The organism is Planktotalea sp. (assembly GCF_049680325.1).
Lineage (GTDB): Bacteria > Pseudomonadota > Alphaproteobacteria > Rhodobacterales > Rhodobacteraceae > Planktotalea.
Genome location: NZ_JBAUHO010000150.1, coordinates 1 through 26,764 on the forward strand (window position 1 = coordinate 1; position 26,764 = coordinate 26,764).

General features: G+C 55.2%; 31 protein-coding genes. 15 read left to right on the plus strand and 16 right to left on the minus strand.

Going from position 1 to position 26,764, the window contains the following annotated elements; translation table 11 throughout:
- Positions 1–641: sensor histidine kinase N-terminal domain-containing protein (locus WBC85_RS06825; protein WP_424434314.1), on the minus strand; the 641-nt coding region annotated here is incomplete at its 3' end.
- On the minus strand, positions 638–1,312 hold the full coding sequence (locus WBC85_RS06830) for a response regulator transcription factor (RefSeq protein WP_424434317.1): 675 nt from the start codon (positions 1,310–1,312) through the stop codon (positions 638–640). The genes WBC85_RS06830 and WBC85_RS06825, both read right to left, overlap by 4 nt.
- A 134-nt stretch (positions 1,313–1,446) precedes the next feature.
- Here WBC85_RS06830 and WBC85_RS06835 point away from each other — a divergent pair, with 134 nt between their 5' ends.
- The 4 genes from WBC85_RS06835 to WBC85_RS06850 all read left to right on the plus strand — a co-directional run bounded on the left by WBC85_RS06835 (position 1,447) and on the right by WBC85_RS06850 (position 6,743).
- Positions 1,447–2,553, plus strand: a complete 1,107-nt coding sequence (locus WBC85_RS06835) for a tricarboxylate transporter (RefSeq protein ID WP_424434320.1) — start codon at positions 1,447–1,449, stop codon at positions 2,551–2,553.
- Positions 2,554–2,621: 68 nt separating this feature from the next.
- Positions 2,622–4,649: a tripartite tricarboxylate transporter permease gene (locus WBC85_RS06840; RefSeq protein ID WP_424434323.1), complete on the plus strand. Its 2,028-nt coding sequence runs from the start codon at positions 2,622–2,624 to the stop codon at positions 4,647–4,649.
- Complete coding sequence (locus WBC85_RS06845) at positions 4,646–5,737, plus strand: 4-oxalomesaconate tautomerase (protein WP_424434326.1); 1,092 nt, start codon at positions 4,646–4,648, stop codon at positions 5,735–5,737. The genes WBC85_RS06840 and WBC85_RS06845 overlap by 4 nt, the downstream gene beginning before the upstream one ends.
- Before the next feature lie 37 nt (positions 5,738–5,774).
- Positions 5,775–6,743, plus strand: coding sequence for a D-2-hydroxyacid dehydrogenase family protein (locus tag WBC85_RS06850; protein WP_424434329.1), 969 nt, complete (start codon positions 5,775–5,777; stop codon positions 6,741–6,743).
- Here WBC85_RS06850 and WBC85_RS06855 read toward each other — a convergent pair.
- Genes WBC85_RS06855 through WBC85_RS06865 form a run of 3 tightly spaced genes read right to left on the minus strand, consistent with a single transcriptional unit; the run spans position 6,738 to position 9,096 of the window.
- Positions 6,738–7,418 carry a transporter substrate-binding domain-containing protein gene (locus WBC85_RS06855; RefSeq protein WP_424434332.1) on the minus strand — a complete coding sequence of 227 codons (681 nt, stop codon included), beginning with the start codon at positions 7,416–7,418 and terminating at the stop codon, positions 6,738–6,740. The genes WBC85_RS06850 and WBC85_RS06855 overlap by 6 nt on opposite strands.
- Positions 7,415–8,449, minus strand: a complete 1,035-nt coding sequence (locus tag WBC85_RS06860) for an AbrB family transcriptional regulator (RefSeq protein WP_424434335.1) — start codon at positions 8,447–8,449, stop codon at positions 7,415–7,417. Before WBC85_RS06860 ends, WBC85_RS06855 begins: the two co-directional genes overlap by 4 nt.
- On the minus strand, positions 8,446–9,096 hold the full coding sequence (locus WBC85_RS06865) for a GntR family transcriptional regulator (RefSeq protein ID WP_424434338.1): 651 nt from the start codon (positions 9,094–9,096) through the stop codon (positions 8,446–8,448). Before WBC85_RS06865 ends, WBC85_RS06860 begins: the two co-directional genes overlap by 4 nt.
- A gap of 60 nt (positions 9,097–9,156) precedes the next feature.
- On the opposite strand from WBC85_RS06865, the gene tcuA reads away from it, so the two are divergent.
- The 3 genes from tcuA (at position 9,157) to WBC85_RS06880 (ending at position 11,395) form a co-directional block, all read left to right on the plus strand.
- Positions 9,157–10,620 (plus strand): FAD-dependent tricarballylate dehydrogenase TcuA, encoded by a 1,464-nt coding sequence (gene tcuA, locus WBC85_RS06870; RefSeq protein WP_424434341.1) that lies wholly within the window; start codon positions 9,157–9,159, stop codon positions 10,618–10,620.
- A 138-nt stretch (positions 10,621–10,758) separates the two neighbouring features.
- Positions 10,759–10,959, plus strand: a complete 201-nt coding sequence (gene rpsU, locus WBC85_RS06875; protein WP_040700433.1) for a 30S ribosomal protein S21 — start codon at positions 10,759–10,761, stop codon at positions 10,957–10,959.
- Positions 10,960–11,065: 106 nt separating this feature from the next.
- Positions 11,066–11,395, plus strand: a complete 330-nt coding sequence (locus WBC85_RS06880) for an arsenate reductase family protein (protein WP_424434345.1) — start codon at positions 11,066–11,068, stop codon at positions 11,393–11,395.
- A 9-nt stretch (positions 11,396–11,404) separates the two neighbouring features.
- Here WBC85_RS06880 and WBC85_RS06885 read toward each other — a convergent pair whose 3' ends face one another.
- The 4 genes from WBC85_RS06885 to WBC85_RS06900 all read right to left on the minus strand — a co-directional run bounded on the left by WBC85_RS06885 (position 11,405) and on the right by WBC85_RS06900 (position 14,518).
- Positions 11,405–12,058, minus strand: coding sequence for a DUF2461 family protein (locus tag WBC85_RS06885; protein ID WP_424434348.1), 654 nt, complete (start codon positions 12,056–12,058; stop codon positions 11,405–11,407).
- A 117-nt stretch (positions 12,059–12,175) separates the two neighbouring features.
- Positions 12,176–13,534, minus strand: a complete 1,359-nt coding sequence (locus tag WBC85_RS06890) for an ATP-binding protein (protein ID WP_424434351.1) — start codon at positions 13,532–13,534, stop codon at positions 12,176–12,178.
- Positions 13,531–14,202, minus strand: coding sequence for a response regulator transcription factor (locus tag WBC85_RS06895; protein WP_424434354.1), 672 nt, complete (start codon positions 14,200–14,202; stop codon positions 13,531–13,533). The genes WBC85_RS06890 and WBC85_RS06895 overlap by 4 nt, the downstream gene beginning before the upstream one ends.
- Positions 14,183–14,518: a PepSY domain-containing protein gene (locus WBC85_RS06900; RefSeq protein ID WP_424434357.1), complete on the minus strand. Its 336-nt coding sequence runs from the start codon at positions 14,516–14,518 to the stop codon at positions 14,183–14,185. The genes WBC85_RS06895 and WBC85_RS06900 overlap by 20 nt, the downstream gene beginning before the upstream one ends.
- A gap of 152 nt (positions 14,519–14,670) precedes the next feature.
- On the opposite strand from WBC85_RS06900, the gene WBC85_RS06905 reads away from it, so the two are divergent.
- Genes WBC85_RS06905 through WBC85_RS06915 form a run of 3 tightly spaced genes read left to right on the plus strand, consistent with a single transcriptional unit; the run spans position 14,671 to position 15,999 of the window.
- A complete protein-coding gene (locus WBC85_RS06905) occupies positions 14,671–14,943 on the plus strand; it encodes a PepSY domain-containing protein (protein WP_424434360.1) in 273 nt (90 codons plus the stop codon).
- Positions 14,943–15,509 carry a cytochrome b/b6 domain-containing protein gene (locus tag WBC85_RS06910; RefSeq protein WP_424434363.1) on the plus strand — a complete coding sequence of 189 codons (567 nt, stop codon included), beginning with the start codon at positions 14,943–14,945 and terminating at the stop codon, positions 15,507–15,509. The genes WBC85_RS06905 and WBC85_RS06910 overlap by 1 nt, the downstream gene beginning before the upstream one ends.
- A 58-nt stretch (positions 15,510–15,567) precedes the next feature.
- Positions 15,568–15,999: a hypothetical protein gene (locus WBC85_RS06915; protein WP_424434366.1), complete on the plus strand. Its 432-nt coding sequence runs from the start codon at positions 15,568–15,570 to the stop codon at positions 15,997–15,999.
- A 95-nt stretch (positions 16,000–16,094) separates the two neighbouring features.
- On the opposite strand, the gene ureG is transcribed toward WBC85_RS06915, so the two are convergent.
- From ureG to WBC85_RS06950, 7 genes are read right to left on the minus strand one after another with little or no spacing between them, the layout of a single operon-like run.
- Positions 16,095–16,730 carry an urease accessory protein UreG gene (gene ureG, locus WBC85_RS06920; RefSeq protein ID WP_424434369.1) on the minus strand — a complete coding sequence of 212 codons (636 nt, stop codon included), beginning with the start codon at positions 16,728–16,730 and terminating at the stop codon, positions 16,095–16,097.
- Complete coding sequence (locus WBC85_RS06925; RefSeq protein ID WP_424434372.1) at positions 16,727–17,374, minus strand: urease accessory protein UreF; 648 nt, start codon at positions 17,372–17,374, stop codon at positions 16,727–16,729. The genes ureG and WBC85_RS06925 overlap by 4 nt, the downstream gene beginning before the upstream one ends.
- Positions 17,364–17,837, minus strand: coding sequence for an urease accessory protein UreE (locus tag WBC85_RS06930; RefSeq protein ID WP_424434375.1), 474 nt, complete (start codon positions 17,835–17,837; stop codon positions 17,364–17,366). The genes WBC85_RS06925 and WBC85_RS06930 overlap by 11 nt, the downstream gene beginning before the upstream one ends.
- 9 nt (positions 17,838–17,846) lie before the next feature.
- A complete protein-coding gene (ureC, locus tag WBC85_RS06935; protein WP_424434378.1) occupies positions 17,847–19,556 on the minus strand; it encodes an urease subunit alpha in 1,710 nt (569 codons plus the stop codon).
- Positions 19,557–19,862, minus strand: coding sequence for an urease subunit beta (locus tag WBC85_RS06940; protein WP_424434381.1), 306 nt, complete (start codon positions 19,860–19,862; stop codon positions 19,557–19,559).
- Positions 19,863–19,871: 9 nt separating this feature from the next.
- Positions 19,872–20,174 carry an urease subunit gamma gene (locus tag WBC85_RS06945; RefSeq protein ID WP_424434384.1) on the minus strand — a complete coding sequence of 101 codons (303 nt, stop codon included), beginning with the start codon at positions 20,172–20,174 and terminating at the stop codon, positions 19,872–19,874.
- A 3-nt stretch (positions 20,175–20,177) separates the two neighbouring features.
- The gene (locus WBC85_RS06950) at positions 20,178–20,921 is read right to left on the minus strand and encodes an urease accessory protein UreD (protein WP_424434387.1); all 744 of its coding nucleotides are present in this window, start codon (positions 20,919–20,921) and stop codon (positions 20,178–20,180) included.
- A gap of 488 nt (positions 20,922–21,409) precedes the next feature.
- Between WBC85_RS06950 and urtA the strand changes: the two genes are divergently transcribed.
- From urtA to WBC85_RS06975, 5 genes are all read left to right on the plus strand, one after another.
- Positions 21,410–22,684 (plus strand): urea ABC transporter substrate-binding protein, encoded by a 1,275-nt coding sequence (gene urtA / locus WBC85_RS06955; RefSeq protein WP_424434390.1) that lies wholly within the window; start codon positions 21,410–21,412, stop codon positions 22,682–22,684.
- Between the two features lie 62 nt (positions 22,685–22,746).
- On the plus strand, positions 22,747–24,702 hold the full coding sequence (urtB, locus tag WBC85_RS06960) for an urea ABC transporter permease subunit UrtB (RefSeq protein ID WP_424434393.1): 1,956 nt from the start codon (positions 22,747–22,749) through the stop codon (positions 24,700–24,702).
- A gap of 3 nt (positions 24,703–24,705) precedes the next feature.
- The gene (locus tag WBC85_RS06965) at positions 24,706–25,881 is read left to right on the plus strand and encodes an ABC transporter permease subunit (protein WP_424434396.1); all 1,176 of its coding nucleotides are present in this window, start codon (positions 24,706–24,708) and stop codon (positions 25,879–25,881) included.
- Positions 25,878–26,618 carry an urea ABC transporter ATP-binding protein UrtD gene (gene urtD / locus WBC85_RS06970; protein WP_424434399.1) on the plus strand — a complete coding sequence of 247 codons (741 nt, stop codon included), beginning with the start codon at positions 25,878–25,880 and terminating at the stop codon, positions 26,616–26,618. The genes WBC85_RS06965 and urtD overlap by 4 nt, the downstream gene beginning before the upstream one ends.
- A gap of 3 nt (positions 26,619–26,621) precedes the next feature.
- Positions 26,622–26,764, plus strand: a 143-nt coding sequence (locus WBC85_RS06975; protein ID WP_424434402.1) for an ATP-binding cassette domain-containing protein, incomplete at its 3' end; no start/stop codon positions are given.

Below are 26,764 nucleotides of genomic sequence, written 5' to 3' on the forward strand. Positions count from 1 at the left end.
ATAGGAACGTGCCGCCGAATGGGGTCCAAATCTGTTGAGGTACGACGCGCTATGGCTTTCTCCAGCTCAAGCAAGGGGCGCAAACCCAGGCCGACGCCGAACCAGACAACCAGTGCAACCGAACATACCAGTAGGGCAATAACCGCGAACGAGCGGCTCGCAACCTCGCGTACAAATACGCTGCGCACTTTGGCGCTTTGCCAGACCGTTATGTTAAAGACACCCGCGACATTGCTGACCGTGGTTATGTCCTGAAACCGCAATACACGGACGTCTTCGCCCAAATACCTTGCATCGTAATAGAAGGGTTCGGTCAGATCATCCGGCGCGTTTCTGGGCAAGATGGGGGGCGTGGAATAGCCCGTTACAAAAACCCCGTCAGGGGCAAAAACGTGATAGAAAAGCTCGCCTCCCGAAGTGTCGTTCACCAAACGCCGCGTCGCGGGCGACAGCGCGTCGCCATCGGATATTGCAACATCCCTGGAAATCGCCAAAGCGGCGGACAACAATCCGCGATCGAAAATGCTTTGAGCGCGGTTGGTTGTCTGTTGGAACTGCCAGGCACCCGCCAAGATCGAAATCAGCAGGAGCGGCATCAAGATGATTAAGATCAGCCGCGCGCGAAGAGATTGCAGCTTCATTCAGGAGCCTCGGCGCTAAGTTGGTATCCCAGCCCGCGACGCGTTTTGATCTGAACACCATACGCGCCAAGCCTTTGTCGCAAACGAGAAACATAGACTTCGACCACCTTGTCCTCGATATCAGCGCCGGTGCCGTACACATGGTCCAACAAAGCGCTCTTTGCCACCAACCGTCCGTTTGCTTCTAGCAGGCATTCAAAGACGGACATTTCCTTTCGAGGCAGGTCAATTTCCTGCGTACCCGCAAACAACTGGCGCGCGTTGCTGTCATAAGTCAGATCACCCAAAACGAGTTCACGGCGCTGTGGCACGTCGCGGCGACGCAATAGCGCGCGCACGCGTGCTTCAAGCTCGGCCATCTCGAACGGCTTTATCAGATAATCGTCTGCACCTGCATCCAAACCGATCACCCGGTCTTTGGTTTCGGCGCGCGCTGTCAGCAAGATCACTGGCCGCGTATCTCCCCGCTTTCGCAGCCCCTTTAGCAAGGTTAGCCCGTCAACGCCCGGAAGATTGATATCCAGAATAATCAGGTCGGCCTTATCATCCTGCAAAAAGACTTCCGCTGCGCTGCCGTCATCCAAGATATCAACAGCATGGCCCACGTCCTCCAGACGGTAGCAGATGCCCTTTGCCAAGGCGGGATTGTCTTCAACCAGCGTAATGCGCATCGTAGATTATTTACCTGCATGCAAGGCAGGTGCAAGGTTTGTGGTTGATAAGCCTTTGGTCAGCAGAGGGTGGATACCTTTGCAGATCAGATTTTTCGCCCTCACGAAATGGGGGCATCCTAGGGAGGAACACAATGTCCACATTCAAAACCACGCGCCGCGTGGCGGTTAGCCTTGTCGCTGCTGCTGTCACAACTTTTGCCGTTCAAGCCAATGCAGGTGGTCACGGTATCGACCTTGAAGGCAAAACCGTCGAATGGATCATCCCGTTCTCTGAAACAGGTGGTTCTGCCAAATGGGCAAACTTCTACGCGCCGCTGTTGTCCGAAGCACTGCCAGGCAAGCCAACCGTTGTTGTAAAATTCATGCCGGGTGCAGGTTCGACCAAAGGTGCCAACTACTTCCAAGAGCAGGAATATGACGACGGCACACTGATTTTCGGCTCGTCCGGCTCTACGCAGTTCCCGTTCTTGTTGGGCGATCCACGGGTCAAGTACAACTACGCCGACTGGAATGTCGTTCTGGCATCCGGCACAGGCGGTGTTGCCTATCTGACGCCTGAAGGCGCAGCAAAGATGGACGGTATGAACGCGGCTCCTCTGCAAGGCATGGACTTTGTCTATGGCAACCAGGGTGCAACGCGTCTTGATCTTGTGCCGACACTGGCTTGGGAGATGCTTGGTCTGAACGTTGAAAGCGTCATGGGCATCAAAGGCCGCGGCGACGGCCGTTTGATGTTCGAGCGCGGCGAAGCCAACATCGATTATCAAACGTCTTCTTCTTTCCTGTCTGGCGTGACGCCACTGGTTGAGGCAGGCACAGCGGTTCCAATGATGACCTGGGGCGCTTTGGATGATGATGGCAACATCGTACGTGACCCAACATTCCCGGACATCCCGACGTTCAAGGAAATCTGCGAAGCAACAGACGGCTGCGAAACCTCTGGCGAAAAGTGGGATGCGTGGAAGGCCTTCTTCATCGCAGGCTTCCCTGCGCAAAAGATGGTGTTCTTGCCAGCGGGTGCATCCAACGACGCGATTGTGACTTACACAAAGGCGTTCGAAGACATCAAAGCGCGCCCAGACTTTGCTGAAATCTCTGGCAAGCGTTTGGGCAAGTACCCACAGATGACAGGTGCTGCAGCAAATAAAGCGCTGGATAGCGGCACAAATGTTTCCGCGTCCGCCAAAGACTTTGTCGTCAACTGGCTGCAAGAAAAGTACGGCGTTTCGCTGAAGTAAACTTTGCTTATCGAACGTCCCGCCGGATCGGCGGGGCGTTTTCCTAAGCAAAGCGGGGGAGCGGTTTCATGGAAATCATCATGGAGGCATTGCCTGCATTGGGCGATGCGTGGGGGCTTATTCTACAACCAATCGTTCTGGGCTATCTGGTCATGGGCGTGGTCATGGGCCTGTGCATTGGTGTTTTCCCGGGCCTTGGCGGAATTGCGGGCCTTTCATTATTGCTGCCTTTCATGTTCGGGATGGAGCCGTTGCTTGGCCTTGCCCTGATGGTCGGGATGGTTGCGGTTGTGCCGACCTCTGACACCTTTGCATCGGTCTTGATGGGAATACCCGGCTCGTCTGCCTCGCAGGCGACGGTTCTTGACGGCTTTCCCATGGCGAAGAAGGGTCAAGCGGCCCGTGCGCTATCCGCCGCGTTTGCCTCTTCGCTCTTCGGTGGGCTTGTTGGTGCCAGTTTCCTAACGGTCTTCATTCTGATCGCCCGCCCTATTGTGCTTGAATTCCGCACGCCAGAGCTGTTGATGATTACCATTTTCGGCCTCTCGATGGTCGGCATCCTCGCAGGGCGCGTCGCGATCAAAGGCATCGTTGCTGCGGGTCTTGGCATGCTGATCGGGACCATTGGCGAGGGCGCATCCTCTGGCGATTTACGCATGTCATCCTATGATTTTCCCTATCTGACTGATGGTTTGAAACTGGTCATCGTCGGGCTTGGCATATTTGCGATCCCTGAAATCGTATCACTGCTGCGCCAAGACCGCGCAATCAGCCAAGAATCGCAAATTGGCGGTGGCTGGATAGAAGGTGTACGTGATTGGTTTGCCAACATCTGGCTGTCTGTGCGGTGCTCCATCATTGGCGTTATCGTGGGTGTAATTCCCGGACTTGGCGGTTCTGTCGTGGACTGGATTGCCTATGGCCACGCGGTTCAAACCACCAAAGACAAATCCAATTTCGGCAAGGGCGAAGTGCGCGGAATTATCGGGCCGGAAAGCTCCAACAATGCGAAAGAAGGTGGCAGTTTGGTCCCCACCCTCTTGTTCGGCATTCCCGGTTCAGGCTCTATGGCGATCTTTATCGGCGCGATCGCTTTGCTGGGTTCTGGCCAGATCGAAGTCGGCCCTGCCATGCTGAAAAACAATCTTGATATCACTTATTCAATTGTTTGGTTGCTGGCGCTGGCCAATGTCGTTGGCACCGTGATCTGCATCGCGGCCTCGGGCGGCATCGCCAAGCTAACAACCATTCGCTTTGCCCTGCTTGCGCCGTTCCTGTTTATGATTATCAGCTTCGCCGCCTTCCAGTCAGGACAAAACCTGATGGATCTGGTCGCACTGTTCGCCATCGGTTTTCTTGGCATCCTGATGCGCCGTTTTGATTGGTCACGTCCGGCATTCCTGATTGGTTTCGTTCTATCCAAGCCAGCAGAGACCTACGCCAACCAGGCTGTGCAACTGGCCCGCAGCCAGTTCCGCAAAGGGTTTGGCGACGGGATGGATTATATCTTTTCGCCCATCGTGATTACGCTGGTGATTATCACCGTCATTTCTGTTGTGCTTGGCCTGCGCCAAGCCAAAAATATTCTTGCTGAAGGCGACGTTGAGTCTGGCTCCAAACGCGCACCGCTTATCTTCATGCTGATTGTGACGGGTTACATCGCCTACGCCTTTTATGATGCCGCTTCGATCCCTAGCTATAGCCGGGATCGCGTCTTTCCGATGTTCGTAGGTGCTGTTTGCCTGATCGGCTGTGCATTCCTAATCATACGCATGATACTGAAGCCCGAAACCGATACCATATTCGCGGACCGCGAACGCAGCGGCGAGGACGCAAACGCCACCTACGGCTTGTGGCCCACCTTGGCTTGGTTTGCCGCCCTGTTGATCCTGACATCGCTTTTCGGCTTTATCATCGCGCTTTGCGTGTTTCTCTTCGCGTTCATGAAAGTTCGCGCAGGTGTCAGCACGCTCTATGCGATCATTTACACTGGCGCCGGAATCGCATTCATGCTGGGAATGGCATGGTTGTTAAACCGTGATTTCCCACCTGGATTGCTGCAGGAGTACGTAGATTTGCCATGGCCGTTCACATGAGTCAGACAGAAATTCCATTCCTGTTCATGCGCGGCGGTACGTCGCGCGGACCTTACCTGAACCGCGCTGATCTGCCCGCAGATCTTGAAACGCTGGCTGAGGTGTTAATTGCAATGGTTGGCTCGGGTCATCCATTGAATATTGATGGTATTGGTGGCGGCGCAGCGGTGACGACCAAGGTCGCAATGCTATCGCGATCTGAGGATGACTGGGCAGACATTGACTATTTTTTTGCGCAAGTCAGCGTTGAGGACCGTTTGGTCGACTTCAAACCGACCTGCGGTAACATCCTGTCAGGTGTCGGTCCTGCCGCCATCGAAATGGGTCTGATCGACGCAAAGGACGCAGAAACCACAGTTAACATTCGCGCGGTCAATACAGAGGCACGCGTCAGCGCAGTGGTTCAAACGCCCAATGGCGAAGTTTGCTATGATGGAGCCGCACAGATTGATGGGGTTCCGGGCACAGCCGCGCCTGTCGCTTTGCAATTCATGGAAACCGTCGGCGGTGTAACAGGGGCGTTTCTGCCAACTGGAAATCTGATCGATACCATCGACGGAATTGATGTCACTTGCATGGACGTTGCAATGCCCATGGTGATCGCGCGTGCCAGCAGTTTTGAGCTGACAGGCTACGAAAGCGCAGCCGAGCTGGACGAGAACACCGCGTTTTACGCGCGTATGGAAGCCGTTCGTTTGAAAGCGGGCGCACTGATGGGGATGGGCGACGTGACCAAATCGGTGACGCCGAAATTCGGCCTCCTTGCCCCTGCGCGAAACGGTGGAACCGTTGCAACACGCTACTTTATGCCATGGAAGTGCCATCCGACGATGGCTGTGACAGGTGCACAATGTCTTGCGTCTTGTGTCTTAACACCTGGAACGGTTGCGGACGGGCTTATCGCCAAGCCGAACGAAAATCCCGCAAGCATCGTTTTGGAACATGCATCGGGTGATATTGGCGTCCTTGTGGATTACACACAAAGCGCAGAGGGCTTTCAGGTCAACTCCGCTGGGTTGGTGCGCACTGCCCGCAAGCTTGCCTCTGGATCGGTTTTTATTCCTAGATCGGTCTGGGACGGCAAATGACCTGCAATTCTAACCTGACAGAAAGACCCAGAGGCCGATGAAAGTTCACATTCTTGACGATTGGTTCGATACGCTGCGCACCTTGCCTTGCTTTGCCAAACTTGCCGCGCATGAGGTTACTGTCTGGACCGATCACGAGCCAGATCCTGTTGCCCTAGCTGCGCGCGTTAAAGACGCAGAAGCGCTGGTTCTTTTCCGTGAGCGCACAAAAATTGGCGCTGAGTTGCTGACGCGCTTGCCTAATCTCAAGCTGATTTCCCAACGCAGTGTTTATCCACATATCGACGTTGATGCCTGCACTTCAAGCAACGTCTTGGTATGTTCCAACATGCATTCCGATACGCCGTCTTATGCTGCGGCTGAACATACGCTTGCGCTTATCCTTGCCAGCTATCGCCAAATTCCGCAGCAGGCGGCCTCGCTAAAGGCTGGCGCTTGGCAGTCAGGTGTCGGGCGTACGCTTCGCGGCAGAACTTTGGGGCTTTATGGAAACGGACGTATCGCTGGCGCGGTCGCCGAGTATGCCAAGGCACTTGGGATGCACGTACAGTTCTGGGGATCGGACGATGGTCGCGCAAGAGCTGTAGCAGCAGGTGAAACCGTACCGCCATCCCGTCAGGCGTTCTTTGAAACGTCCGATATCGTCAGTTTGCACGTCCGTCTAAAGCCCGAAACGAAGGGCATCATCAACGCTGCTGACTTGGCTGCAATGTCCCCGCGTGCGTTACTGGTGAACACTTCGCGTTCCGGCCTTATCGAAACGGGTGCACTTGAGGCAGAAGTCGCGCGCGGCCGCATTCACGCGGCAGTTGATGTGTTTGATACAGAGCCGTTGACAGACACTGCGCATCCATTGCTGACGCACCCTAATGTTATAGCAACGCCGCACATTGGCTATGTCACAGAGGATGAATTCGACCTGCAATTCTCTGACATTTTCGATCAGATCAACGCCTATGCAGAAGGTGCGCCGATCCATATGATTAATGCTGAAGTCTACTCATGAATGCGCGGCAACGAACCCATCGTTGATCGCCCGTTCGACAAAGTCATTTAGCGCGGCGATACGTGGATCATCCTTGTTCGGCAATACCATCGCCTGATGAACAGACGTCAATGCGCCGGGCAAAATGCGTACATTGGGGTCCTGGCCGAAGAACCCTTCAAGCGAAGCGCGCACACCGGCAACCGCATCGCAGCGACCCTCGCGAAACTCGGCAAAGCTTTCGGGCGGTGTGCCTGATCGCTCAAGTGTCGCGTGTTGGAGGTTATCCGTCAGGTACATATCGTAGGCAGAGCCGCTAGAGGTTAGCACTTTGATGTCAGCGGTGTCGACTTGTGCAAGTTCCGAAATGCCGGACTGCGCCCTAACGGCGAATGTCGCTTCGATCGTGATGTAGGGCTGCGTAAAGGCAATTTTCTTCGCGCGCAGTGCGTCTACTGCCAAAAACCCTATGTCCCAAACATTTGCCCCCGCATCGTTGAAAACTTTGCCCGCCCCGGAATAGATAATGGGCTTCAGTTCTGCCCCGATCTCATCCGCCAAGCGCCGCGCAAGGTCTGGGCTGACGCCACTTAACTGCTCGCCATCGGTCTGAACCAAAGCGCGATTGCCTGTATTGATTGCGGCGCGCAGGACACCATCCGTTGCGAGCGAGTTTAGATCGCTTTGATAAGTCACTTTATGATCTCCTTTGGCGCACGAAACAGCCGCGCAAAGATAGGCGCCCCTAGAATAACGACGAAGATGCGCAAAACATGGTGCGCCACGACAAAGGCCATATCTGCGCCGACGATCAGCGCCAGAACAGTTAGCTCCGCCTGCCCGCCAGGTGCAAAGGCCAAAACCGTTTCGCGTGCAGGGGCCAGATTGGCAAGATGAATGCCTTCGGCGAAAACAACGGTGAGCACCAAGAGCAACCCGCAAAACCCAAGCGCGGCGGTCACCACACGGCGCACCTCTGCCATGGTGACGCCCGCATATTTGGAACCGACACTCATCCCGATAAAAAATTGCGCTGCCCAGATCGCTTCTGCAGGTGGGCGATGTTCTAGAACGCCTGCGAGCGCCAAGATGGCAGAAAACAAAAGCGGACCAAGGATCGATGCGCCGAACATGCCCAGCCGCTTGGCGACCTGCCAGCCGGCAAGGCCACAGAACACCATAAGCGCCAGTTGTTGCCATGGAAGGGTTGCCGCAGGTACGCCCGGCTGATTGGACAAATCTGCATCCCATATCCACGTCAGAAGGATCGGCAAGGCGACCACAATTACCATCACCCGCGTCGCATGGATCAGCGAGAGCGCGCGCACGTCACCTCCTGCTTCTTCGCCAAAAACCAGCATATCTTGCAGACCGCCAGGCATGGCACCGTAATAGCTGGTCGCGAAATCAAAACCCCACAATTTGTGAAAATAGGCCAGCCCGAGCAATCCGATGCAGGCGGTCATCACCGGGATAAGCAGCAGCGTCGGCCACATGCCCACCATCGAGCCAAGCAGCGCAGTCGTGAACGTCGCGCCGACTGCAACGCCCAAAATGGTTCGCATCGCATCATTTATCACCTTGATCCCGCGCATCGGGATGCCTGTAAGAGCAGCAGCTAGACACGCGAAAATCGGCCCTAGCAACCAAGGCAACGGCAGGTGCAAAAATTTGAACGCAGCAACGCCAAGCCCCGCAACGCAAAAGGTTATCACCCGCGCATTCATCCTTGCATGACTTTCAAGCGATGCCGAAGCGACGTTTGAAGGTGTAGCTCGGCGGCGTCCCCAGCTGCGTCGACATCCTTATTCCTGATAGCCGCGATGATGTCCCTGTGCTGTTCGTGCACGGTTTTTATCCGCGCCTCGTCCGCCAGCGTGGTTGGGCCAAGCAACATCAGCGCATTGTTCAGCGCCCGTGCAGCGTCCAGCAAGAAGCGGTTGCGTGTGGCCAGATAGATGCATCTGTGGAATTTCTGGTTAAGGGCAGATGCTGCGATAGCATCGTCTTTCGCCGCGCCGATCTGTTGGTTCAGGTCTTCCAGCGTGTCGATTTCAGCTGAGCTGGCGTGTTTCGCTGCCATTTGTGCGGCGGTGCGTTCCAGCACCAAGCGCATTTCATAAAGCTCGACCACTTCAGGCTGTGTCAGCCGCCTTATGACCGCACCAATCCGCGGGCGATGTTCCACGATTCCATCGCTTTCCAACTTGCGCAACGCTTCACGCACAGGGGTGCGTGACAGGCCCAAACGTTCGGCCACTTCTATTTCTCGCAGACGATCACCTGGTTGAAACTGGCCCGCAAGAATTGCTGAGTGCAGTTTCAAATAGGCTGCATCGCCTTGCGACATCTCTTGCAATCCTTTGGCTGGCATTCTAAATGGCTCTCACATTGTATCCGTTTGGATACAATACTGCAACACAAGGAAAAGCCAATGCCAAAATCAGTCATCGTCGTCGGAACGGGTAATGCAGCGCTCTGTGCAGCGATTGCGGCATTGGAAAAAGGTGCGCAGGTCACCTTGCTTGAAAAGGCAGATACGGCTTTGGCTGGCGGCAACACGAAATACACAGCTGGGGCGATGCGTTTTGCTTATGATGGCTCTGACGAATTGATGCCGCTCTTGCGTGATCCAGAAGATAGCCGTTTGGCCCGTACTGATTTCGGCAGCTACACGACCAAGAAATTCGGCGAAGATCTACTTGGCTTCAATGACGGGCGTGCATTGTCGCAAGAGCAGCAAGCATTGATCGAAAAATCAGGCGAGACGATGCGCTGGCTGGCTTCGCATGACGTCAAGTTCGAGCCGATCTATAGCCGCCAGAGTTTTGAAAAAGATGGCCAGCATGTCTTTTGGGGCGGCTTGACGCTGGCCGCCGAAAACGAAGGCGTCGGGCTTTTCGATATGGAGCTAGCAGCAGTGGAGCGCATGGGCGGAAAGGTACGCTACAACGCTGCTGTGACCGGGCTGGTCATAGAGGACGGCCGCGTTGTTGGCGTGCAGGTTGGCGACGAAGAAATCCTCGCAGATGCGGTCATTCTTGCCTCTGGTGGATTTGAGGCGAATGAAGAAATGCGCGTTGAACGCATGGGCACTGACTGGAAAGCCGCCAAAGTGCGCGGAACGCCCCACAATACCGGTGACGGGCTTCGCATGGCGATAGCAGCAGGCGCAATGGAATATGGGCTATATTCTGGGTGCCACGCCACACCGATGGATTTGCATATGGCAGACTTCGGCGGGCTTGATCTACCACCAAGCGAGCGTAAGAACTACCGCAAGATATCATACTTCCTTGGGGTAATGTTGAATGCGAACGGTGCTCGCTTTGTTGATGAGGGCGCGAACTTTCGTAATTATACCTACGCGCAATTCGGCGGCGAAATCCTAAGACAGCCGGGGCAATTCGCGTGGCAGGTATTTGATAGCAAGGTGTTTGATTTGCTCTACGGCGAGTATCGTTTTCACGATGCGCATTTCGTCGAGGCGGACACGCTAGAAGAGTTAACGCAGTTGATGGAAGGTGTCGATGCAGGTGCTGCCCTTACCACACTCACAAAGTACAACAACGCAGTGAACGATAACGTGGCTTTCGATCCCACGGTCCTGGATGGCAAAGGCACGAACGGCCTAACGCCACCGAAATCCCATTGGGCGCAAAAGATCGAAACAGGTCCGTTTCGCGCTTACCCCGTTACAGGCGGCATCACTTTCACCTATGGCGGCTTGAAGGTCGACGCGTCTGGCAAGGTTCTCGGCACTGACGGCAATGCCATCCCGGGTTTGTTTGCCTGCGGCGAACTGGTCGGCGGTGTCTTTTTCGCAGGCTATCCCGGCGGCTCTGGCCTGACATCTGGCGCTGTGTTCGGTCGTCGCGCGGGATATGGTGCCGCTTAGAACACGCGGCCTGTGGGTGATGTTTGCAATCATCTGGCCTGACGACTGGCGTTGCCCTGTACATTCCAGCACGGGGTTGTTATGCCGCTCGTTCCTGCAAATCCTTGCAAATTCAACCAGAAAGGTGGTGAAAACCACATGCAGGTTAGTGTTCGCGATAACAATGTCGATCAAGCGCTTCGGGTTCTAAAGAAAAAGCTCCAGAAGGAAGGCGTTTTTCGTGAAATGAAGCTCAAGCAACATTTCGAGAAGCCGTCCGAGAAAAACGCTCGACAAAAAGCCGAAGCGATCCGTCGCGCCCGTAAATTGGCGCGTAAGAAATTGGAACGCGAAGGGTGATCTAGTCACTCTACGACGTTGAAAAAAGAAAACCCCCCGTTGTCTGATGACGACGGGGGTTTTTTGTGAAACCTTTAAGACGTCGGCGCATAAAGGAAACTGCCCAATGATGATCTATGGATTGAACACCTGTGCGTTGAGCCAGAAAGCCTTCAAAGCAATGCAGGCGGCGGGCAAAGACGTCAGCTTTCGCGATGTAAGGGCAGAGCCATTGAGCGAAGCAGAATTGGCAGAGTTGATTGTCGAATTCGGCGATCGTCTGGTTGATCGCACAACGAACGATTGGCGCGGACTTAGCGATTGGCTGAAACATTCAGAAGCCGAAGCGCAGATCGCCGCAAAGCCCAAACTGATGGCCCGTCCGGTGATCCGTGACGGGGATACATTCTATCTTGGTTGGGATGAGACAGTGCAGAATGCACTGCTGCCAGACTAAAGCGCCCGTTCAGGCGAAGAAACGCACCAGTGGGCTTGCCGCGCGAAAGATGTCAATCAGCTCGTCAATTGCGTCATCGTCGAGCAACAATGCGTCAGGCAGATCTTTGCGGCAACCCAAGCCAACCATTTTCAGATAGGGCGCAGCTGGGTCTTTGTCGTCAAAACCGCTTGGCACGGTGCTTAGCATTTTTCGGGTGACGATCCCATCTGCGAACACTGCTTTGAAATCCGGGTCTGCGACGATCTCGTCCAGCCCCTTCGGTTCATCTTGCAAGCGGCGATGTAGCGCGGCAAGCCCAACCTTAGAGGGTCGAAAAAGCCCAGCGCCTGCATGACAGTTCCCGGGTTCGATATGAAGATAGTAACCTACCTCTTCATCAGGGTTTCCAGCGTTGGCAAAAACATCGACCTCTGCACGGTACAGATCACGCCCCAAGCGATCACGCGACTCTTGGAAGAATTTGGAATAGCTTTGTTTCGGCTTGAACTTGGCGTCTGCCAAATAAGGATCGAAGCGATCCGCATAGTCGTGCAGCGTGATCGCGATACCCATGAAATTACGCAAGGCATCGTCACGCTCAGGGCGGTGCGCGTCCATCCAGGCTTTGCGGTTGTTCGCTGCGAGATCCGCCAAGAACTCAAATGTCTCCGCTTCTACCATGGGCGTCGCTCCTAATCGGGATCAATCAATTGCAATACCGGTCTTCGCTATGCCTTTGATATGTCTAGAACCAGTGTACGCAGGTTTTTGCGCCCGCGAACACTGTTAACACGACATCTATGCAAGTCGGTTAGGAAGTTGCGCAATCGCAATGAGGCCTTTCGGGGCGTTGTTTTGAAACGTCAACTCACCGCCATAGGCCTCTAGAATGTCGCCCACAATCGAAAGCCCAAGACCTGCGCCGTGCCCCGAGCTATCCAGTCTTTTCCCCCGCCGTGCAACATTCTCGATTTGCGGGGCACTTAGGCCGGGGCCGTCATCCGTTACCTTCAAAAAGGTTTGGATTTCCGTCTGAACGATATCAACTTGAACCCAGCTGGCACTGTAGCGGCAGGCATTTTCCAGAAGATTTCCCAAAACATCGTTGAAATCATCGGGCTCCATGGCAAGTGAAACACCCTCGGGAACATTGTTGGTAAGGCGCAAAGGTGCTCCGAACGGTGTGCGTACAAGCGTACGAAGAATGGCATCGATTGCCGGGCTGGCATCGGTTCTGACGCTCGCAACGCTATGGCGCAGGCGCGCCCGCGCAAGTTCGCGATCAAGGTGGCGCTGCATGCGAAGACCCAATTCTTCGATATCATCCGCTAGCTCGGTTTCGCCTTTTTTGCGCAGCCTAGTCACGTCCGATGCCAGGGCCGTCAGCGGTGTCTTCAAGCCATGCGCCATATCCGCGGCACGATCACGCGCGCGGATCATATTTTGATCTTGCAGATCAAGTAGCCCGTTCACTTCTTCAACCAGCGGGGCAACTTCTGATGGAACCTCGCCTTCCAACCTAAGCGTATTTCCCGAGCGAATGCCCGCCACGTTTTTGCGAAGCGCATCCAGCGGACGCATACCCGCGCTAATTTGCGCAGCGAAACCCAAGAGCAGAATTGCAGCCAGGAGAGCTAACAGAAGGAAAATATCTTCGGAAAATCCGTTGCGCAGCGCCAGAATTTCGCCTTTGTCGATGCCAACAGATATCCGAAGTCTTATCGGTTTCGCACCTTTATCGAAGGTCACGACCCGCTCATGCACCAAAAGCGAGCTATCGTTCGGGCCGGGATGGGTGTGGATGTGTAAATCACCTGCCTCCAAGTCATCATCGGGCAGTGCAAGCTGCGTGTCCCAAAGGGAGCGCGATTTTAGCAGCACTTCGCCGTTCTCTGACAAAACCTGATAATACAGCCCTCCGAATATGCGCCCAAAACGCGGATCGGAAAGCTGCCTTGCCAAGCTTGGTGCCGCGTTATCGTCGAACCTGAGATCACCGATGATTTGGGTCAGATGCGCATTTAACTCCTGTCCGACACGACGCTCGATGTGGCGTTGGAATTGGTAGCTTAAACCAATGCCAGTCATCACAATCGCGCCAAGGACAATCAAGGACGCGTAAAGCGTCAGGCGAAGGCGCAGCGACTTCAGCTTCATTTCGAACCTGCAACGGCTGGCACAATATACCCGAAACCACGGCGCGTTTCGATGATGGATGCAGGCAATTTACGACGCACGCGCGCAACCAGAACTTCCACCGCATTCGACTCGCGTTCGAAGTGAACGGATTGAAGATGTTCTGCCAGTTCCTGTTGCGAAACGACGCGGCCGTTGTTCAGCATAAGATACGAAATCAAGCGGTATTCTTGTGGCGACAGGCTTATCGGAACCCCGCGCACGCTGATGCGCATCTGACGCTCGTCAAGTTCAGCCTTGCCCACTTTGATAACGGATGACGCCTGCCCGCTAGAGCGGCGAACAATGGCGCGAAGCCGCGCCAGAAGTTCTTCCATATGAAAGGGTTTGGGAAGGTAATCATCAGCGCCCGCATCAATCCCCTCGACACGCTCGCTCCATGATCCACGTGCGGTTAACACCAGAACAGGCATCGTCCGTTCTTCCTTGCGCCAACGCTTCAGAATGCTCAACCCGTCCATCTGCGGAAGGCCCAGGTCCAAGATCACAGCGCCGTAGGTTTCGGTGTCTCCAAGGAACCATCCTTCCTCGCCAGAGGATTCGCTATCAACGACATAACCTGCAGCTTCCAGCGCGGCGGTCACATCCTCGCGGATGCGATCATCGTCTTCAATCACGAGAACGCGCATCAGAGTTATCATCCAGTTTTTGTTTCAGGATTTCGCCAGTTGCGGCGTCGACGTATATTTCATGGCGTTGACCATTCGGATCGAGAAAATAGACCTCGTAGACCAAGCCGTGATCTTCATGCTCGGCTTCAACCTCAAGCACGTTGCCGCCAGTGACATGTTCAACGCGCGAAAGAATTTCGCTGAGGGGCAGAATTTTGCCCTCGCGCAGCTGCTGGGTTGCGAAACGCGCATCATCGCCATCATCAGACGCGCTGGCGATCGGTGCCGCAAGGCACGCCGCAAGACAAAAATATTTCAAATATTTGGTTCTCATACGAGCGCCCGCTGATTTCAAAGACATGATTCCTACATAGCGTTTCATAAATTACAGTTTGCTGACAGCCGTGATCAGGCAGGTGTCATTTTGGGTATGCGAGAAAGGCTCATCGAAACGAGCAACATCGCTCTCCAAATAGGAAACACACCATGTCCAAGATTATCGCATCTGTTATCGCTGTCACTTTGCTTTCTGCGCCTGCCTTTGCCTCGGGTAAAAAGTGCGACAGCCCGTCTCAGGACCAGTGGATGTCCAAAGCAGAGCTGACAAGCATGTATGCCGAAAAAGGCTATGACGTTAAAAACCTCAAGTCAGAGGACGGTTGCTACGAGATTTATGCGCTGGACGCAAAAGGCAAACGCGTCGAGTTGCTGGTCGATCCAATGTCTGGCGAACTGCTTGGCACCGAGAACGACGACTGATGGGCACTCATGGGCTCAAGGCGGAAACCGGTGGCGAAGTGCCGCCAGAAACCGCCACGGTCTGGGATCCGCTTGTCAGGATTTTTCACTGGTCCCTGCTTGCCGCCTTTGTTGCAGCATATGTGTCAGGCGACGCATGGGAAAAGCTTCACATCAAAGTCGGATATGTGGTCATCGGATTGATCGCCTTTCGACTTGTCTGGGGCCTGATCGGCAGCACCCACGCCCGCTTTACGGACTTCGTCTACCGTCCCTCGACGATCATTGCGTTCCTCAGGGATAGCGTCGCTTTCAAAGCAAAGCGCTACCTTGGCCATAATCCCGCAGGCGGGGCGATGGTGATCGCTCTTCTCGTCACCCTAAGCGCCATCGGCGTGAGCGGGTACATGATGACGATGGATGCATTCTGGGGCGCTGAATGGGTCGAAGACCTTCACGAAGCCTTTGTAAGCGCATCGCTCATTCTGATTGCTCTGCACATCGCTGGCGTCCTGTTTGCAAGCTTTGAGCACAAAGAAAACCTTGTGAAATCAATGTTCACTGGCCGCAAGAACAAAGGCCACTGACGAAGCTCTTTCTAAACCAAGACTAAAACCTCAACTTCAAATCTCAAAGGAAAATACCATGAAACTCACATCTTTCACACTCGCCGCGACATTGCTTATGACAACGTTTGCTTCTGCCCAATCTGCGGTTGAAAGCGTCCGCTCACAGCTTGCGGATCAAGGATATACAGTGACGGGTGTAACCCGGAACGGAAACCAAGTGACCGTATCATCCCAAGGCAATGGCAAACATCGCGACGTGTCATTCAACGCAGCAACTGGCAAAGTCACGTCGGACGATTACGGTCGCTCTTCTGGCGATGATCGCCACGCTGACAACGATGATAACGATCGTAACCACAGCGAAAATGACGATGATCGCGATCATGGTCGCGGCCATAGTGAAGGTCACGACCGTGATTCAGATCACGGATCAAGTGGGTCGGATCATGGCGGCAGCGATAACGATAGCGGGCATGATAGTGACAGCGATGGTCACGACAACGACTGATGGCTAGACCAGTTAATGCTATGTTCTAAAGTGCGCAGCCCATAACAGGGCTGCGCAATCTGTTCGTGATGAAGGGCTTTGGCCTACGTTCAATTTCAATGCAGAACATCATTGTCGCCCGTCATCCCGCCTATTTCTAACAAGCTTTTCAAAACGTCCTGGACTCCGTCGCTGTTGCGTAGAGAACAGAAAAAATAGGGGCGTCCGCCACGCATCTTTTCGCAGTCACGATTCATGACCTCTAAAGAGGCCCCAACATGCGGCGCAAGGTCGGCTTTGTTGATGACCAGAATGTCTGATTTGGTCAAAGCAGGCCCGCCCTTGCGCGGAATATCTTCACCTGCGGCCACATCGATGACGTAGATGGTCACATCCGCGAGTTCAGGACTGAACGTCGCGGAAAGATTGTCACCGCCGCTTTCGATCAACACGATATCAAGGTCGCTGTGCCGCTTTTGCATCTGTGCAATGGCGGCGAGATTGATAGAGGCGTCTTCGCGAATGGCCGTATGTGGACAGCCACCTGTTTCCACCCCGATGATGCGATCCAAGGGCAGTATCTGCATCCGCATCAACGCCTCTGCGTCCTCTTGGGTGTAGATATCGTTGGTGATTACCCCGATCGAAAAGCGCTTTTGCAACTCTCGTGCAAGGCAGGCCGTCAGAGTGGTTTTACCGGCACCAACGGGGCCGCCGATGCCAATGCGCAAAGGACCGTTGAGCTGTGTCATGAGCGGAAAATCCTTGGTTGAAGCGTTTCATGTTGCATTGCCGCGATGTCCGAGAGGAAGGCAGTGCTGCTAAGATCATCCAGCGTCGCTGTTTTGCTATCTCGCGCGATCCGCTGGCAAAGCGGGGTGAGCGCGGCGAGCACCTTTTGCCCCTCGGTCTGGCCCAAAGGAACGGCGCGTACAGCGGCGGAAACCAGATTGCTCGTGAAGGCGTGCAGATAGAAGGCAGCGGTGAGATCAACGTCGAGCTGTTGCTTTGCAGCGGCCGCACCAACCGCGAGCGGGTAGCAAAGATCAGGCGTACCGCTGCCCCAGATAGCCGCTGATGTCTTGCTGAAAGCAGCGCCTTGCAGCTGCGTTTCAAACACGCGTTCGGCACAAGCGGAAACCGCCAAGGCGATATCGTTCACATCGCGCAAAGCGTCCGGGCCATCGCACTGATAGGCCGCGCGCAGAAGGATGCAATCGTTGCGGCCAGAGCCGTGTTCCAGCACATCCCCTAGCCACATTTCCAGATCGCTTGCGCAGCTAATCGTTCCTGACTGGATCGCTGTTTCCAACCCGTGCGAATAGGCAAAGGCCCCCACCGGAAAAGCGGGCGAGAGCCATTGGCCAAGGATCAGAACATCATTTTCAATGCTCATGCGCAGTCGCCACATGTTCATGCGCATGGGTGCGTCCGTGCCCATATGCGCCGCCTTCGGGTGTAAAGGGCGCGCTTAGTGGCGCGACCGTCGCACCAAGATGTTCAAGCATATGCCCGATCACCGGATCTGCCTGGATCAACAGGTGATTCGCCTTGATCTGGCAAGGCGTATGGCGGTTGCCAACATGCCAAGCAAGACGCACAAGATCATCACCCGACACTTTGTAAAGTGCCTCAGCGCTGGCGCTGATCTTGACCAGCGTACCGTTATCAAGTTCCAGCGCATCCCCATCGTCAAGCGAAGTGGTTTGCGCGAGATCGACAACAAAGGCTTCACCAGAAACTGCGTTAAGCCGTTTACGGCGCAAGAAGCGTTCGGTGTAGTCCAGCTCGCAGGTTAGTGCAGGACCGTTCCAATGACCTTTGCGGTGCAGGGTCTGGGCGATGGGAAGCGTCGTCATAGCAGGCTCCTAGAACATGAAATAGCGCTGCGCCATCGGCAGGACTTCGGCAGGCTGACAGGTGAGCAGAACACTATCCGCGCGCACCTCATAGGTTTCGGGATGCACTTCTATATTCGGCAGCGCATCGTTCAGGATCATATCCGCCTTGCCAATGGTGCGGGTGTTACGCACGGCGATAGTTTGCTTGGCCAGACCCAGCGTTTCACCGATATTCGCATCCTGCGCCGCGCCCGAGACAAAGCTGACCGAGGTATGACGCAGCGCCGAACCGTAAGCACCAAACATAGGACGACTGTAGACGGGCTGCGGCGTCGGGATTGACGCATTGGGATCACCCATCTGCGCCACGACAATGCTGCCCGCCATCAGGACCATTTCCGGCTTTACGCCGAAGAATGCAGGATTCCAAAGCACCAGATCGGCACGCTTGCCAACGGAAATATCGCCAATTACATGGCCGACGCCTTGGGCAATGGCAGGGTTGATCGTGTATTTCGCAATATATCGGCGCACACGCATATTGTCGTTATCGCCCGTTTCCTCGGGCAAGGCACCGCGCTGTTTCTTCATCTTGTCGGCGGTTTGCCACGTGCGGATCAGAACCTCGCCCACACGGCCCATTGCCTGACTGTCCGAGGCGATGATCGAAAACGCGCCCATATCGTGAAGGATATCTTCGGCCGCAATGGTTTCGCGGCGGATGCGGCTTTCGGCGAAAGCGATGTCTTCGGGGATGGATTTATCGAGGTGGTGACAGACCATGAGCATATCCAGATGCTCTTCCAACGTGTTCACCGTAAAGGGCCGCGTCGGGTTGGTGGAAGAGGGCAGCACATTGGCATCGCCGCAAATCTTGATGATATCCGGCGCGTGTCCGCCCCCTGCCCCTTCAGTATGGAACGCATGGACCGTGCGGCCCTTGATGGCGCCAACCGTTTGTTCGACGAAGCCGCTCTCATTCAGGGTGTCGGTGTGGATCATCACCTGCACATCCATTTCGTCCGCGACCGTGAGGCAGCAATCAATCGCAGCAGGGGTGGTACCCCAATCCTCATGCAGTTTCAGCGCGCAGGCGCCACCTTTAACCATTTCGCGCAATGCGTCGGGCTGGCTGGCATTGCCCTTACCCGACAGGCCGATGTTCATAGGGATGCCATCAAAGGACTGGAGCATGCGCCCGATGTGCCAAGGACCGGGCGTGCAGGTCGTGGCAAGTGTGCCATGTGCAGGGCCTGTGCCACCGCCGAAACAAGTGGTGACACCAGAATGCAGAGAGTCCTCCATCTGCTGCGGGCAGATAAAGTGGATGTGACTGTCCATGCCGCCTGCGGTCAGAATACGCCCTTCGCCTGCGATGATTTCAGTGCCGGGGCCAATGATGATATCGACGCCGGATTGCGTGTCCGGGTTGCCCGCCTTGCCAATGGCATGGATCAAGCCGTTCTTCAGTGCGACATCTGCTTTGTAGATGCCGGAATGATCCACGATCAACGCATTCGTAATGACGGTGTCCACCGCGCCACCTGCACGGGTAACTTGAGACTGTCCCATGCCGTCGCGAATGGTCTTGCCGCCGCCGAATTTTACCTCTTCACCGTAGGTGGTCAGATCGCGCTCTACCTCGATAACCAGATCGGTATCGGCAAGGCGCAGTTTGTCGCCCGTTGTGGGGCCATACATCGCCGCATATTGCGCGCGGGAAATTTCGCGACTCATTTATAGCTCTCCCATGACGTGAGCGTTGAAACCAAAAATCTTGCGTGCACCGCCGATCGGGATCAGCTGCACTTCGCGCCGCTGGCCCGGTTCAAAGCGAACGGCCGTGCCAGAGGCGATATCAAGCCGCAGACCACGCGCCGCGGCGCGATCAAAATCGAGAGCAGGATTGGTTTCGGCAAAATGGTAATGGCTGCCAACCTGCACGGGGCGGTCGCCCGTGTTGGCGACTATTAGGGTGATTGCCGATGAACCTGCGTTCAGGGTCAGCGTGCCCTTAACAGGAAAAAGTTCTCCAGGGATCATGGCAGGTTCCTATCGAATGGGATTGTGGACAGTGACCAGTTTGGTCCCGTCGGGAAAAGTGGCCTCGACCTGCACTTCGTGGATCATCTCCGCGATGCCCTGCATACATTGATCGCGCGTAATGACGTGGCCACCCGCCTCCATCATATCCGCGACAGAGCGCCCGTCGCGCGCACCCTCGACAACCGCATCGGTTATCAAAGCAATCGCTTCGGGATGGTTTAGTTTGACGCCGCGCGCCAGACGCTTGCGGGCCACTTCGGCCGCCATGGCTATCAGCAGCTTGTCTTTTTCACGGGGGGTCAGTTGCATGAACTAAAGGCTCCAGGACAGAGGAAGGGTGTTATCGGAAAGGTGTTTCAGGATTGGGATCAGGCTTTTGCGTAGCTCGAAACTGTCCGCCCCAAGCTGCCGGACCACCAAGACTGTATCGCTCAAAAGGCTGGCACCTGCCGTGCTTGGGAGCAAAGCGCGAATAGCGCTCAAGCGGCTTTCAGCTTCGGGCGAAACCATGACAACGCTTGCCATGGCCCCTGCCCCGTTTGCGATTGCGCGGCGGGCCAAATGGGCGGCGCCATTGCCCATCAGGTCCATGCCATCACGATAAAGCGGACGCGCTGCGCGGGTGATTGCGATGCGGTCCTCAAAGTGGACATCGCTCAGAACCTCAAGCATCGCAGCACGACCGAAGACGATCGGTTCGACCATCAACAAACCTGCGTGAGCGGATAGGTTTATTTCCAGACGTCGTTGCAGCGCGCAGCGATTGAACAGGATTAGTTCTTGGGGCAGCCATTTTAGATATGCACCGTCTTGCACGTTCACCTTGGCAGTGACGCGCCCGACTTCACCATTTTGAGCGCGATAAGCGCGCTCTGCCGCTTGGGTCGTCACGGTCAATACCGCGCCCTTTTCAACAGCAACATCCAACGAAAACCTGTCCCCGCCCGTAATGCCGCCAGCAGTGTTGACGAGAATCGCCTCTACATCGGGGCTATGGGTTTGCGGGAAAACGAGCTTGAGAGATCCTGATTGCCGCAGGTCCTGAACCCGCGTCACGCCAGCCTTGTCCCGAAGAACTGACAGTCTTGCTGCGCCCAAGGCACGCGGTTGGGCAATGTTTGCGGCACCCGTGTTTATAGCAGTGAACTGATTGATTTTTACTCTCCAGCGGAACGATGATCTACCCTCGTTCGATCACAGTGCTCCCCGGATTTGCAGTCTTTCGCTGAAGATTCTGGCGCTGCATACTGCGTTTGTTTATTTTAGAGGCAGCGACAGTCGTCAGCGCTCAATAATTGAGCATTTTGCGGCGATTTGGAAAATTTCGAGGTCAGGCAATTGCCCTATTTGCTGCGTCGCAGCAACGATAGCCCATCCCCTGACGTCCGTTTTAGGCGAAGATCAAAATGGGGTGTGCGGCGACCGTATGAATTGGACCTCACCTCGGCCGCCACACTGTTTGCAACACTTAGGTTGCAGGGAATAGCTAAAGCCCATGCCTTGCGAGAGCAAGACAGGGCGGCGTCCCTGCGCGGAGAAACCACATGAAAACTACCTCTGCTCTTCTCACCGCTCTCACGATGGCGACGGCCATGCCCGCAATCGCTGCTGATTGCCCGATCAAAGTGGGTGTATTGCACTCGCTCTCTGGAACAATGGCGATTTCGGAAACGACCCTGAAAGACACCATGTTGACCCTTATTGAGCAGCAGAACGCCAAAGGCGGCGTTTTGGGATGCCAACTTGAGGCGGCTGTTGTCGATCCCGCCTCTGACTGGCCACTGTTTGCTGAAAAAGCGCGCGAACTACTGACAGTTCAGGACGTTGATGTGATCTTCGGCAACTGGACAAGCGTCAGCCGCAAGTCCGTATTGCCAGACATAGAAGAGCTGAACGGTCTGCTCTTTTACCCTGTGCAGTACGAAGGCGAAGAAAGCTCCAAGAACGTGTTCTACACTGGCGCGGCCCCGAACCAGCAAGCCATTCCAGCAACTGACTACTTCCTTGAAGAACTCGGCATCGAAAAATTCGCACTGCTTGGCACCGACTATGTCTATCCACGCACCACGAACAACATCCTTGAGGCCTATCTCAAGTCCAAAGGCATCGCAGAGAGTGATATCTTTGTGAACTACACGCCCTTCGGCCATTCCGATTGGTCAAAGATCGTGGCTGATGTTGTCGCCCTTGGTGCAGACGGCAAAAAGGTCGGCGTGATTTCGACCATCAATGGCGATGCGAACATCGGCTTTTACAAAGAACTGTCCGCGGCGGGCATCTCTGCGGATGACATTCCTGTTGTTGCTTTCTCTGTAGGTGAAGAAGAACTTTCTGGCCTCGACACAAGCAACCTCGTCGGCCACCTTGCAGCATGGAACTATTTCCAATCTGCTGACACACCTGCCAACGCCGAATGGATCGCCGCGTGGAAGGCCCGCATGGGCGAAGAGCGCGTCACAAACAATCCGATGGAAGCCCACTACATCGGCTTTAACATGTGGGTAAATGCGGTTGAAGCAGCGGGCACCGCTGACGTCGATGCCGTGCGCACGGCAATGTATGGTCAGGAGTTTCCGAACCTGACGGGTGGCACAGCGGTCATGCTACCTAACCACCACCTCGCCAAGCCCGTTCTGATCGGCGAGATCACGGCAGAGGGTCAGTTCGACATTATCAGCCAGACAGCTGAAGTGCCTGGCGATGCCTGGACAGACTACCTACCAGAGTCCGCCAAGCTGGTCTCGGATTGGAAAGACCTGGGCTGCGGTATGTACAACACCGAAACAAAGAGCTGCGTTCAGACTCTGTCCAACTACTAATCCTGCAAACAGGGGGCACGCGACACGCGTGCCCCCATTCCTCTGATTTCCCGGAATTTTTTATGAAGACCCTGCTGCTCGCAGTCTTTGCTGCGCTGTTAATGACGTCGCTTGCTTCAGCCCAGCCGATCACCGTTCAGGACGTGCTGCAAAGCCAGCGCGCCTTGATTGAAAAAAGCTCGCGCCGCACGATTGGTCCTGCGATTGACGCACTTGTGCAAAGCGGCTTGCCTCAGATGCAAAATGTGCTTGAGCAATGGCAGGCCAAGAATATGTGGCAGCGCGCTTCTGACGGCCATTTCTATGCGGCGACCAAAAACGCGGACGGCACATATGCGTTGCTTGATTTGCAAGACAATACGCTGGTTGGCAACTTTGCTTCCAGCGATCTGAAGCAGCTTAAGCCCAACAGCGGCGTGCGCGCGATGATTGCGACAGCCTTGGTACAGTTTCAACTGAGTGATCCTGATGTCACCAAGCGCAGCAGCGCGCTTGATTCAATTTCCCGCGATCCGGAAGTCGCACTTCTTGCGCCGCTGCGCGCCTCGATTGCGAGCGAAACTGAACCGGACATTCTAAGCCGTAAAACGCGCTTGGAACGCTTGATGACCATGGCCTATGACACCGATGTGCCTGCGCGCGTCGCCGCGATCAACGCGATGGCAGGTGATCTGGGCGTTGATTTTCGCGCAACGCTGAACCCGATCCTGAGCACCAAACGCATCGTAACAAAAGCGGGGACGCCGCCAATCGCGAACATCGCGCAAGAATTGCAAATCGGCAGCGATGCGCTAACCCGCAGTGATGCCTACGGCCTATTGGTGGCCGCAGGTGATGCCCCTGTCGAGATTACCCATGATGCCCGCGATGCTGCGCTAGAAAACAACGTCGAAGGGGGTCGCATTGCGGGAATTTCTGTTGGCCAACTCTCGACAGAAGCTATGCGCGACAAAGCATATGACGGGCTGGTAAGCGCGGGCAAAGCGCCGCCGCGCGTGACCCCGTCAGATATAGACGCAAGCCTTGCAGAGTATCGTTTCTTTGAGGTCTTCGATGAACCTTCCGCTGCCGTGACCGATGCTGCGCAGGCTGCTCTTGCGAAATCCGAAACACGCGTTGCCATCAGCCAAGCCGCTGACCTGGGGCTGGATGCACTCTCTCTCGCCTCGATCTATTTCCTCGCGGCCATCGGCCTTGCCATCACCTTTGGCGTCATGGGGGTCATCAACATGGCCCATGGCGAGTTTATCATGATGGGGGCCTATACGGGCTATGTGGTTCAGCTTTTCATCACCAATCACACGGCCTCTATCATCATCGCGGTCCCTTTGGCCTTTGTCGTGACTTTTGCCGCAGGCGTCGCACTGGAGCGGTTGGTTGTGCGCTGGCTCTTTCATCGCCCGTTGGAGACTTTGTTGGCCACCTTCGGTGTCTCCATCGCACTACAACAACTGGCCAAGAACGTGTTTGGCACACAGGCACGTCCTTTGACAGCGCCTGCATGGCTGGACGGCGCTTGGATGATAAATGACGTTGTGTCGATCAGCTACATTCGTATCGCAATCTTCATTCTTGCCTTGCTGTTTCTGGGCCTGTTCCTGTTCATCATGAAGCGCACGCGGTTGGGCCTGGAAACCCGCGCCGTCACGCAGAATCCCAAGATGGCTGCGAGCATGGGCATCAATCCCGACCGCGTGAACATGCTAACCTTCGGCCTTGGTTCCGGCATTGCGGGCATTGCCGGCGTTGCCATTGGGCTGTTCGCCAAAGTCACCTCAGAAATGGGCAGCGATTACATCGTTCAAAGTTTTATGACCGTCGTCGTTGGCGGCGTAGGCAATATCTGGGGCACGCTCGCGGGGGCCGCAATGATCGGCGGCTTCCAGAAAAGCGTCGAATGGCTCAACCCTTCAAACACGTTGGCAGCACAGACCTACATGATCCTCTTTATCATCATTTTCATTCAGTTCAGACCACGAGGGATTATCGCCCTCAAGGGTCGCGCGGCGGGGGATTAAGCCATGCACAGATCATTTATTGCGCGCAATCCATCCGTTTTGATTTTCCTATCCATGCTGGCACTGTTCACGCTGCTGGTGACCGTCCTTTCCGAGGGCTTTGGCGTGGGTCTGATATCGACCAGTTTCGTCAAGACCTTGGGCAAGACGCTCTGTCTGTGCCTGATCGCGGTCGCGATGGATCTGATCTGGGGCTACATGGGTATCCTGTCGCTTGGTACATTCGCCTTTTTCGGGCTTGGGGGCTACATGATCGGCATGTGGCTGATGTATGAACGCACCCGCCAGATCGTTGTGAATTCCCTCGCGGAAGGGGTGCTACCACCGACGCCAGAGGAAATAAGCGCAGGTATTGGCAACCAGATTTTCGGCGTCGTCGGAAGCAGTGAGTTTCCTTTGATCTGGGCTTTTTCTGATAGCTTGTTTTTGCAACTGGCCTTTGTGGTGCTTGTGCCCGGCCTGTTCGCGCTGGTCTTCGGCTGGCTGGCATTTCGCAGCCGCGTCACGGGTGTCTATTTGTCGATCCTGACGCAGGCGATGACATTGGGCCTGTCGCTTTACCTTTTCCAGAACGCCAGCGGTTTGCGTGGCAATAACGGGCTGTCGGGTCTGCAAAACCTACCCGGCGTTACCGCCCCGCAATCGGTGGTATCGCTCTGGTTCTTCTGGGCCTCTGCCCTTGCGCTTGCGCTTGGCTATTTGCTGGTAGCCTGGATCGTTTCTGGCAAATTCGGTTCGGTCATTCGCGGTATTCGCGATAACGAGGCCCGGGTGCGCTTTCTGGGCTACTCCGTCGAGAGCTACAAGCTGGCGGTGTTCACCTTGACCGCCTGCATTTCTGGCATCGCTGGCGCGCTTTATTATCCGCAGGCAGGCATCATCAATCCAGCTGAAGTTGCGCCAATCGCCTCGATCTACCTCGCCGTATGGGTCGCCATCGGCGGGCGCGGCAGGCTTTATGGCGCAGTAATTGGCACGGCCTTTGTCAGTCTTGTGTCCAGCTGGTTCACAGGCGGGCAAGCCCCTGACGTGAACCTCGGATTCTACACCGTGAAATGGGTGGATTGGTGGCTGGTCTTGCTCGGTTTCAGTTTCGTTCTGGTCACACTTTATGCGCCAAACGGGATGGGTGGTTTGATTGATTTACTCAAGCGCAAGCCCAAGGAGACAGAGACATGAGCACGCTTCTGGAAGTTTCGGGTGTCACCGTCAGTTTTGATGGTTTTCGCGCAATTAACAATCTGTCCTTTCAGATTTCTAATGCGGAACTGCGCGTTGTCATTGGACCGAATGGTGCAGGCAAGACCACCTTCATGGACATTGTTACGGGCAAAACGCGCCCTGATGAGGGCTATATCCGCTGGGGCGACAAGAATGTCTCGCTTATTGGCCTCTCCGAGGCAAAGATCGCCCAAGGGGGCATCGGACGTAAGTTCCAAAAGCCAACCGTGTTTGAAGAACAGACTGTTCAAGAGAACCTGATGATGGCTCTGCGCAAAGATCGCGCGCCATTCGCTGTGCTGTTTTTCAAACCGTCTAGATCCGACTTTGCCCGCGTCGAAGATCTCGCTGCGCAGATCGGCTTGGAGGATGCGCTACAGCGTGTCTCCGGAGAGTTAAGCCATGGACAAAAGCAATGGCTGGAAATCGGCATGCTCTTGGCACAAGAACCGCAGCTTTTGCTGGTAGATGAACCCGCAGCGGGCATGACCCCGGCCGAGCGCGAAAAGACGACAGCTATCCTGGTCGAGGCTGCCAAGACCCGCGCTGTCGTGGTTGTCGAGCACGATATGGAGTTTGTGCGCCGCCTAGATTGTAAAGTGACGGTGCTCCATGAAGGGTCGGTTCTGGCCGAAGGCTCACTCGATCATGTGACCAAAAACCAAGACGTCATCGACGTCTATCTAGGGCGATAGACCATGCTAAATATTGAAAACCTCTGTCTGCATTATGGCAATTCGCAAATCCTCTATGACATCTCCATGCAGGCGCGTTTGGGCGATGTGACATGTGTCATGGGCACCAACGGCGTTGGCAAAACCAGCCTTTTGAGGGCGATCTC

Bases quoted from the DNA above. Each gene is read 5' to 3' on its own strand.
- WBC85_RS06865 (WP_424434338.1), bottom strand. From the start codon at position 9,096: ATGCCAGCCAAAGGATTGCAAGAGATGTCGCAAGGCGATGCAGCCTAT.
- WBC85_RS06830 (WP_424434317.1), bottom strand. From the start codon at position 1,312: ATGCGCATTACGCTGGTTGAAGACAATCCCGCCTTGGCAAAGGGCATC.
- tcuA (WP_424434341.1), top strand. From the start codon at position 9,157: ATGCCAAAATCAGTCATCGTCGTCGGAACGGGTAATGCAGCGCTCTGT.
- WBC85_RS06835 (WP_424434320.1), top strand. From the start codon at position 1,447: ATGTCCACATTCAAAACCACGCGCCGCGTGGCGGTTAGCCTTGTCGCT.
- WBC85_RS06860 (WP_424434335.1), bottom strand. From the start codon at position 8,449: ATGAATGCGCGGGTGATAACCTTTTGCGTTGCGGGGCTTGGCGTTGCT.
- WBC85_RS06925 (WP_424434372.1), bottom strand. From the start codon at position 17,374: ATGAGCATTGAAAATGATGTTCTGATCCTTGGCCAATGGCTCTCGCCC.
- WBC85_RS06945 (WP_424434384.1), bottom strand. From the start codon at position 20,174: ATGCAACTGACCCCCCGTGAAAAAGACAAGCTGCTGATAGCCATGGCG.
- ureC (WP_424434378.1), bottom strand. From the start codon at position 19,556: ATGAGTCGCGAAATTTCCCGCGCGCAATATGCGGCGATGTATGGCCCC.
- WBC85_RS06930 (WP_424434375.1), bottom strand. From the start codon at position 17,837: ATGACGACGCTTCCCATCGCCCAGACCCTGCACCGCAAAGGTCATTGG.
- urtB (WP_424434393.1), top strand. From the start codon at position 22,747: ATGAAGACCCTGCTGCTCGCAGTCTTTGCTGCGCTGTTAATGACGTCG.
- WBC85_RS06965 (WP_424434396.1), top strand. From the start codon at position 24,706: ATGCACAGATCATTTATTGCGCGCAATCCATCCGTTTTGATTTTCCTA.
- WBC85_RS06915 (WP_424434366.1), top strand. From the start codon at position 15,568: ATGAAACTCACATCTTTCACACTCGCCGCGACATTGCTTATGACAACG.
- WBC85_RS06905 (WP_424434360.1), top strand. From the start codon at position 14,671: ATGTCCAAGATTATCGCATCTGTTATCGCTGTCACTTTGCTTTCTGCG.
- WBC85_RS06885 (WP_424434348.1), bottom strand. From the start codon at position 12,058: ATGGTAGAAGCGGAGACATTTGAGTTCTTGGCGGATCTCGCAGCGAAC.
- WBC85_RS06840 (WP_424434323.1), top strand. From the start codon at position 2,622: ATGGAAATCATCATGGAGGCATTGCCTGCATTGGGCGATGCGTGGGGG.
- ureG (WP_424434369.1), bottom strand. From the start codon at position 16,730: ATGACACAGCTCAACGGTCCTTTGCGCATTGGCATCGGCGGCCCCGTT.
- WBC85_RS06880 (WP_424434345.1), top strand. From the start codon at position 11,066: ATGATGATCTATGGATTGAACACCTGTGCGTTGAGCCAGAAAGCCTTC.
- urtD (WP_424434399.1), top strand. From the start codon at position 25,878: ATGAGCACGCTTCTGGAAGTTTCGGGTGTCACCGTCAGTTTTGATGGT.
- WBC85_RS06850 (WP_424434329.1), top strand. From the start codon at position 5,775: ATGAAAGTTCACATTCTTGACGATTGGTTCGATACGCTGCGCACCTTG.
- rpsU (WP_040700433.1), top strand. From the start codon at position 10,759: ATGCAGGTTAGTGTTCGCGATAACAATGTCGATCAAGCGCTTCGGGTT.
- WBC85_RS06890 (WP_424434351.1), bottom strand. From the start codon at position 13,534: ATGAAGCTGAAGTCGCTGCGCCTTCGCCTGACGCTTTACGCGTCCTTG.
- WBC85_RS06895 (WP_424434354.1), bottom strand. From the start codon at position 14,202: ATGCGCGTTCTCGTGATTGAAGACGATGATCGCATCCGCGAGGATGTG.
- WBC85_RS06940 (WP_424434381.1), bottom strand. From the start codon at position 19,862: ATGATCCCTGGAGAACTTTTTCCTGTTAAGGGCACGCTGACCCTGAAC.
- WBC85_RS06845 (WP_424434326.1), top strand. From the start codon at position 4,646: ATGAGTCAGACAGAAATTCCATTCCTGTTCATGCGCGGCGGTACGTCG.
- WBC85_RS06900 (WP_424434357.1), bottom strand. From the start codon at position 14,518: ATGAGAACCAAATATTTGAAATATTTTTGTCTTGCGGCGTGCCTTGCG.
- WBC85_RS06910 (WP_424434363.1), top strand. From the start codon at position 14,943: ATGGGCACTCATGGGCTCAAGGCGGAAACCGGTGGCGAAGTGCCGCCA.
- urtA (WP_424434390.1), top strand. From the start codon at position 21,410: ATGAAAACTACCTCTGCTCTTCTCACCGCTCTCACGATGGCGACGGCC.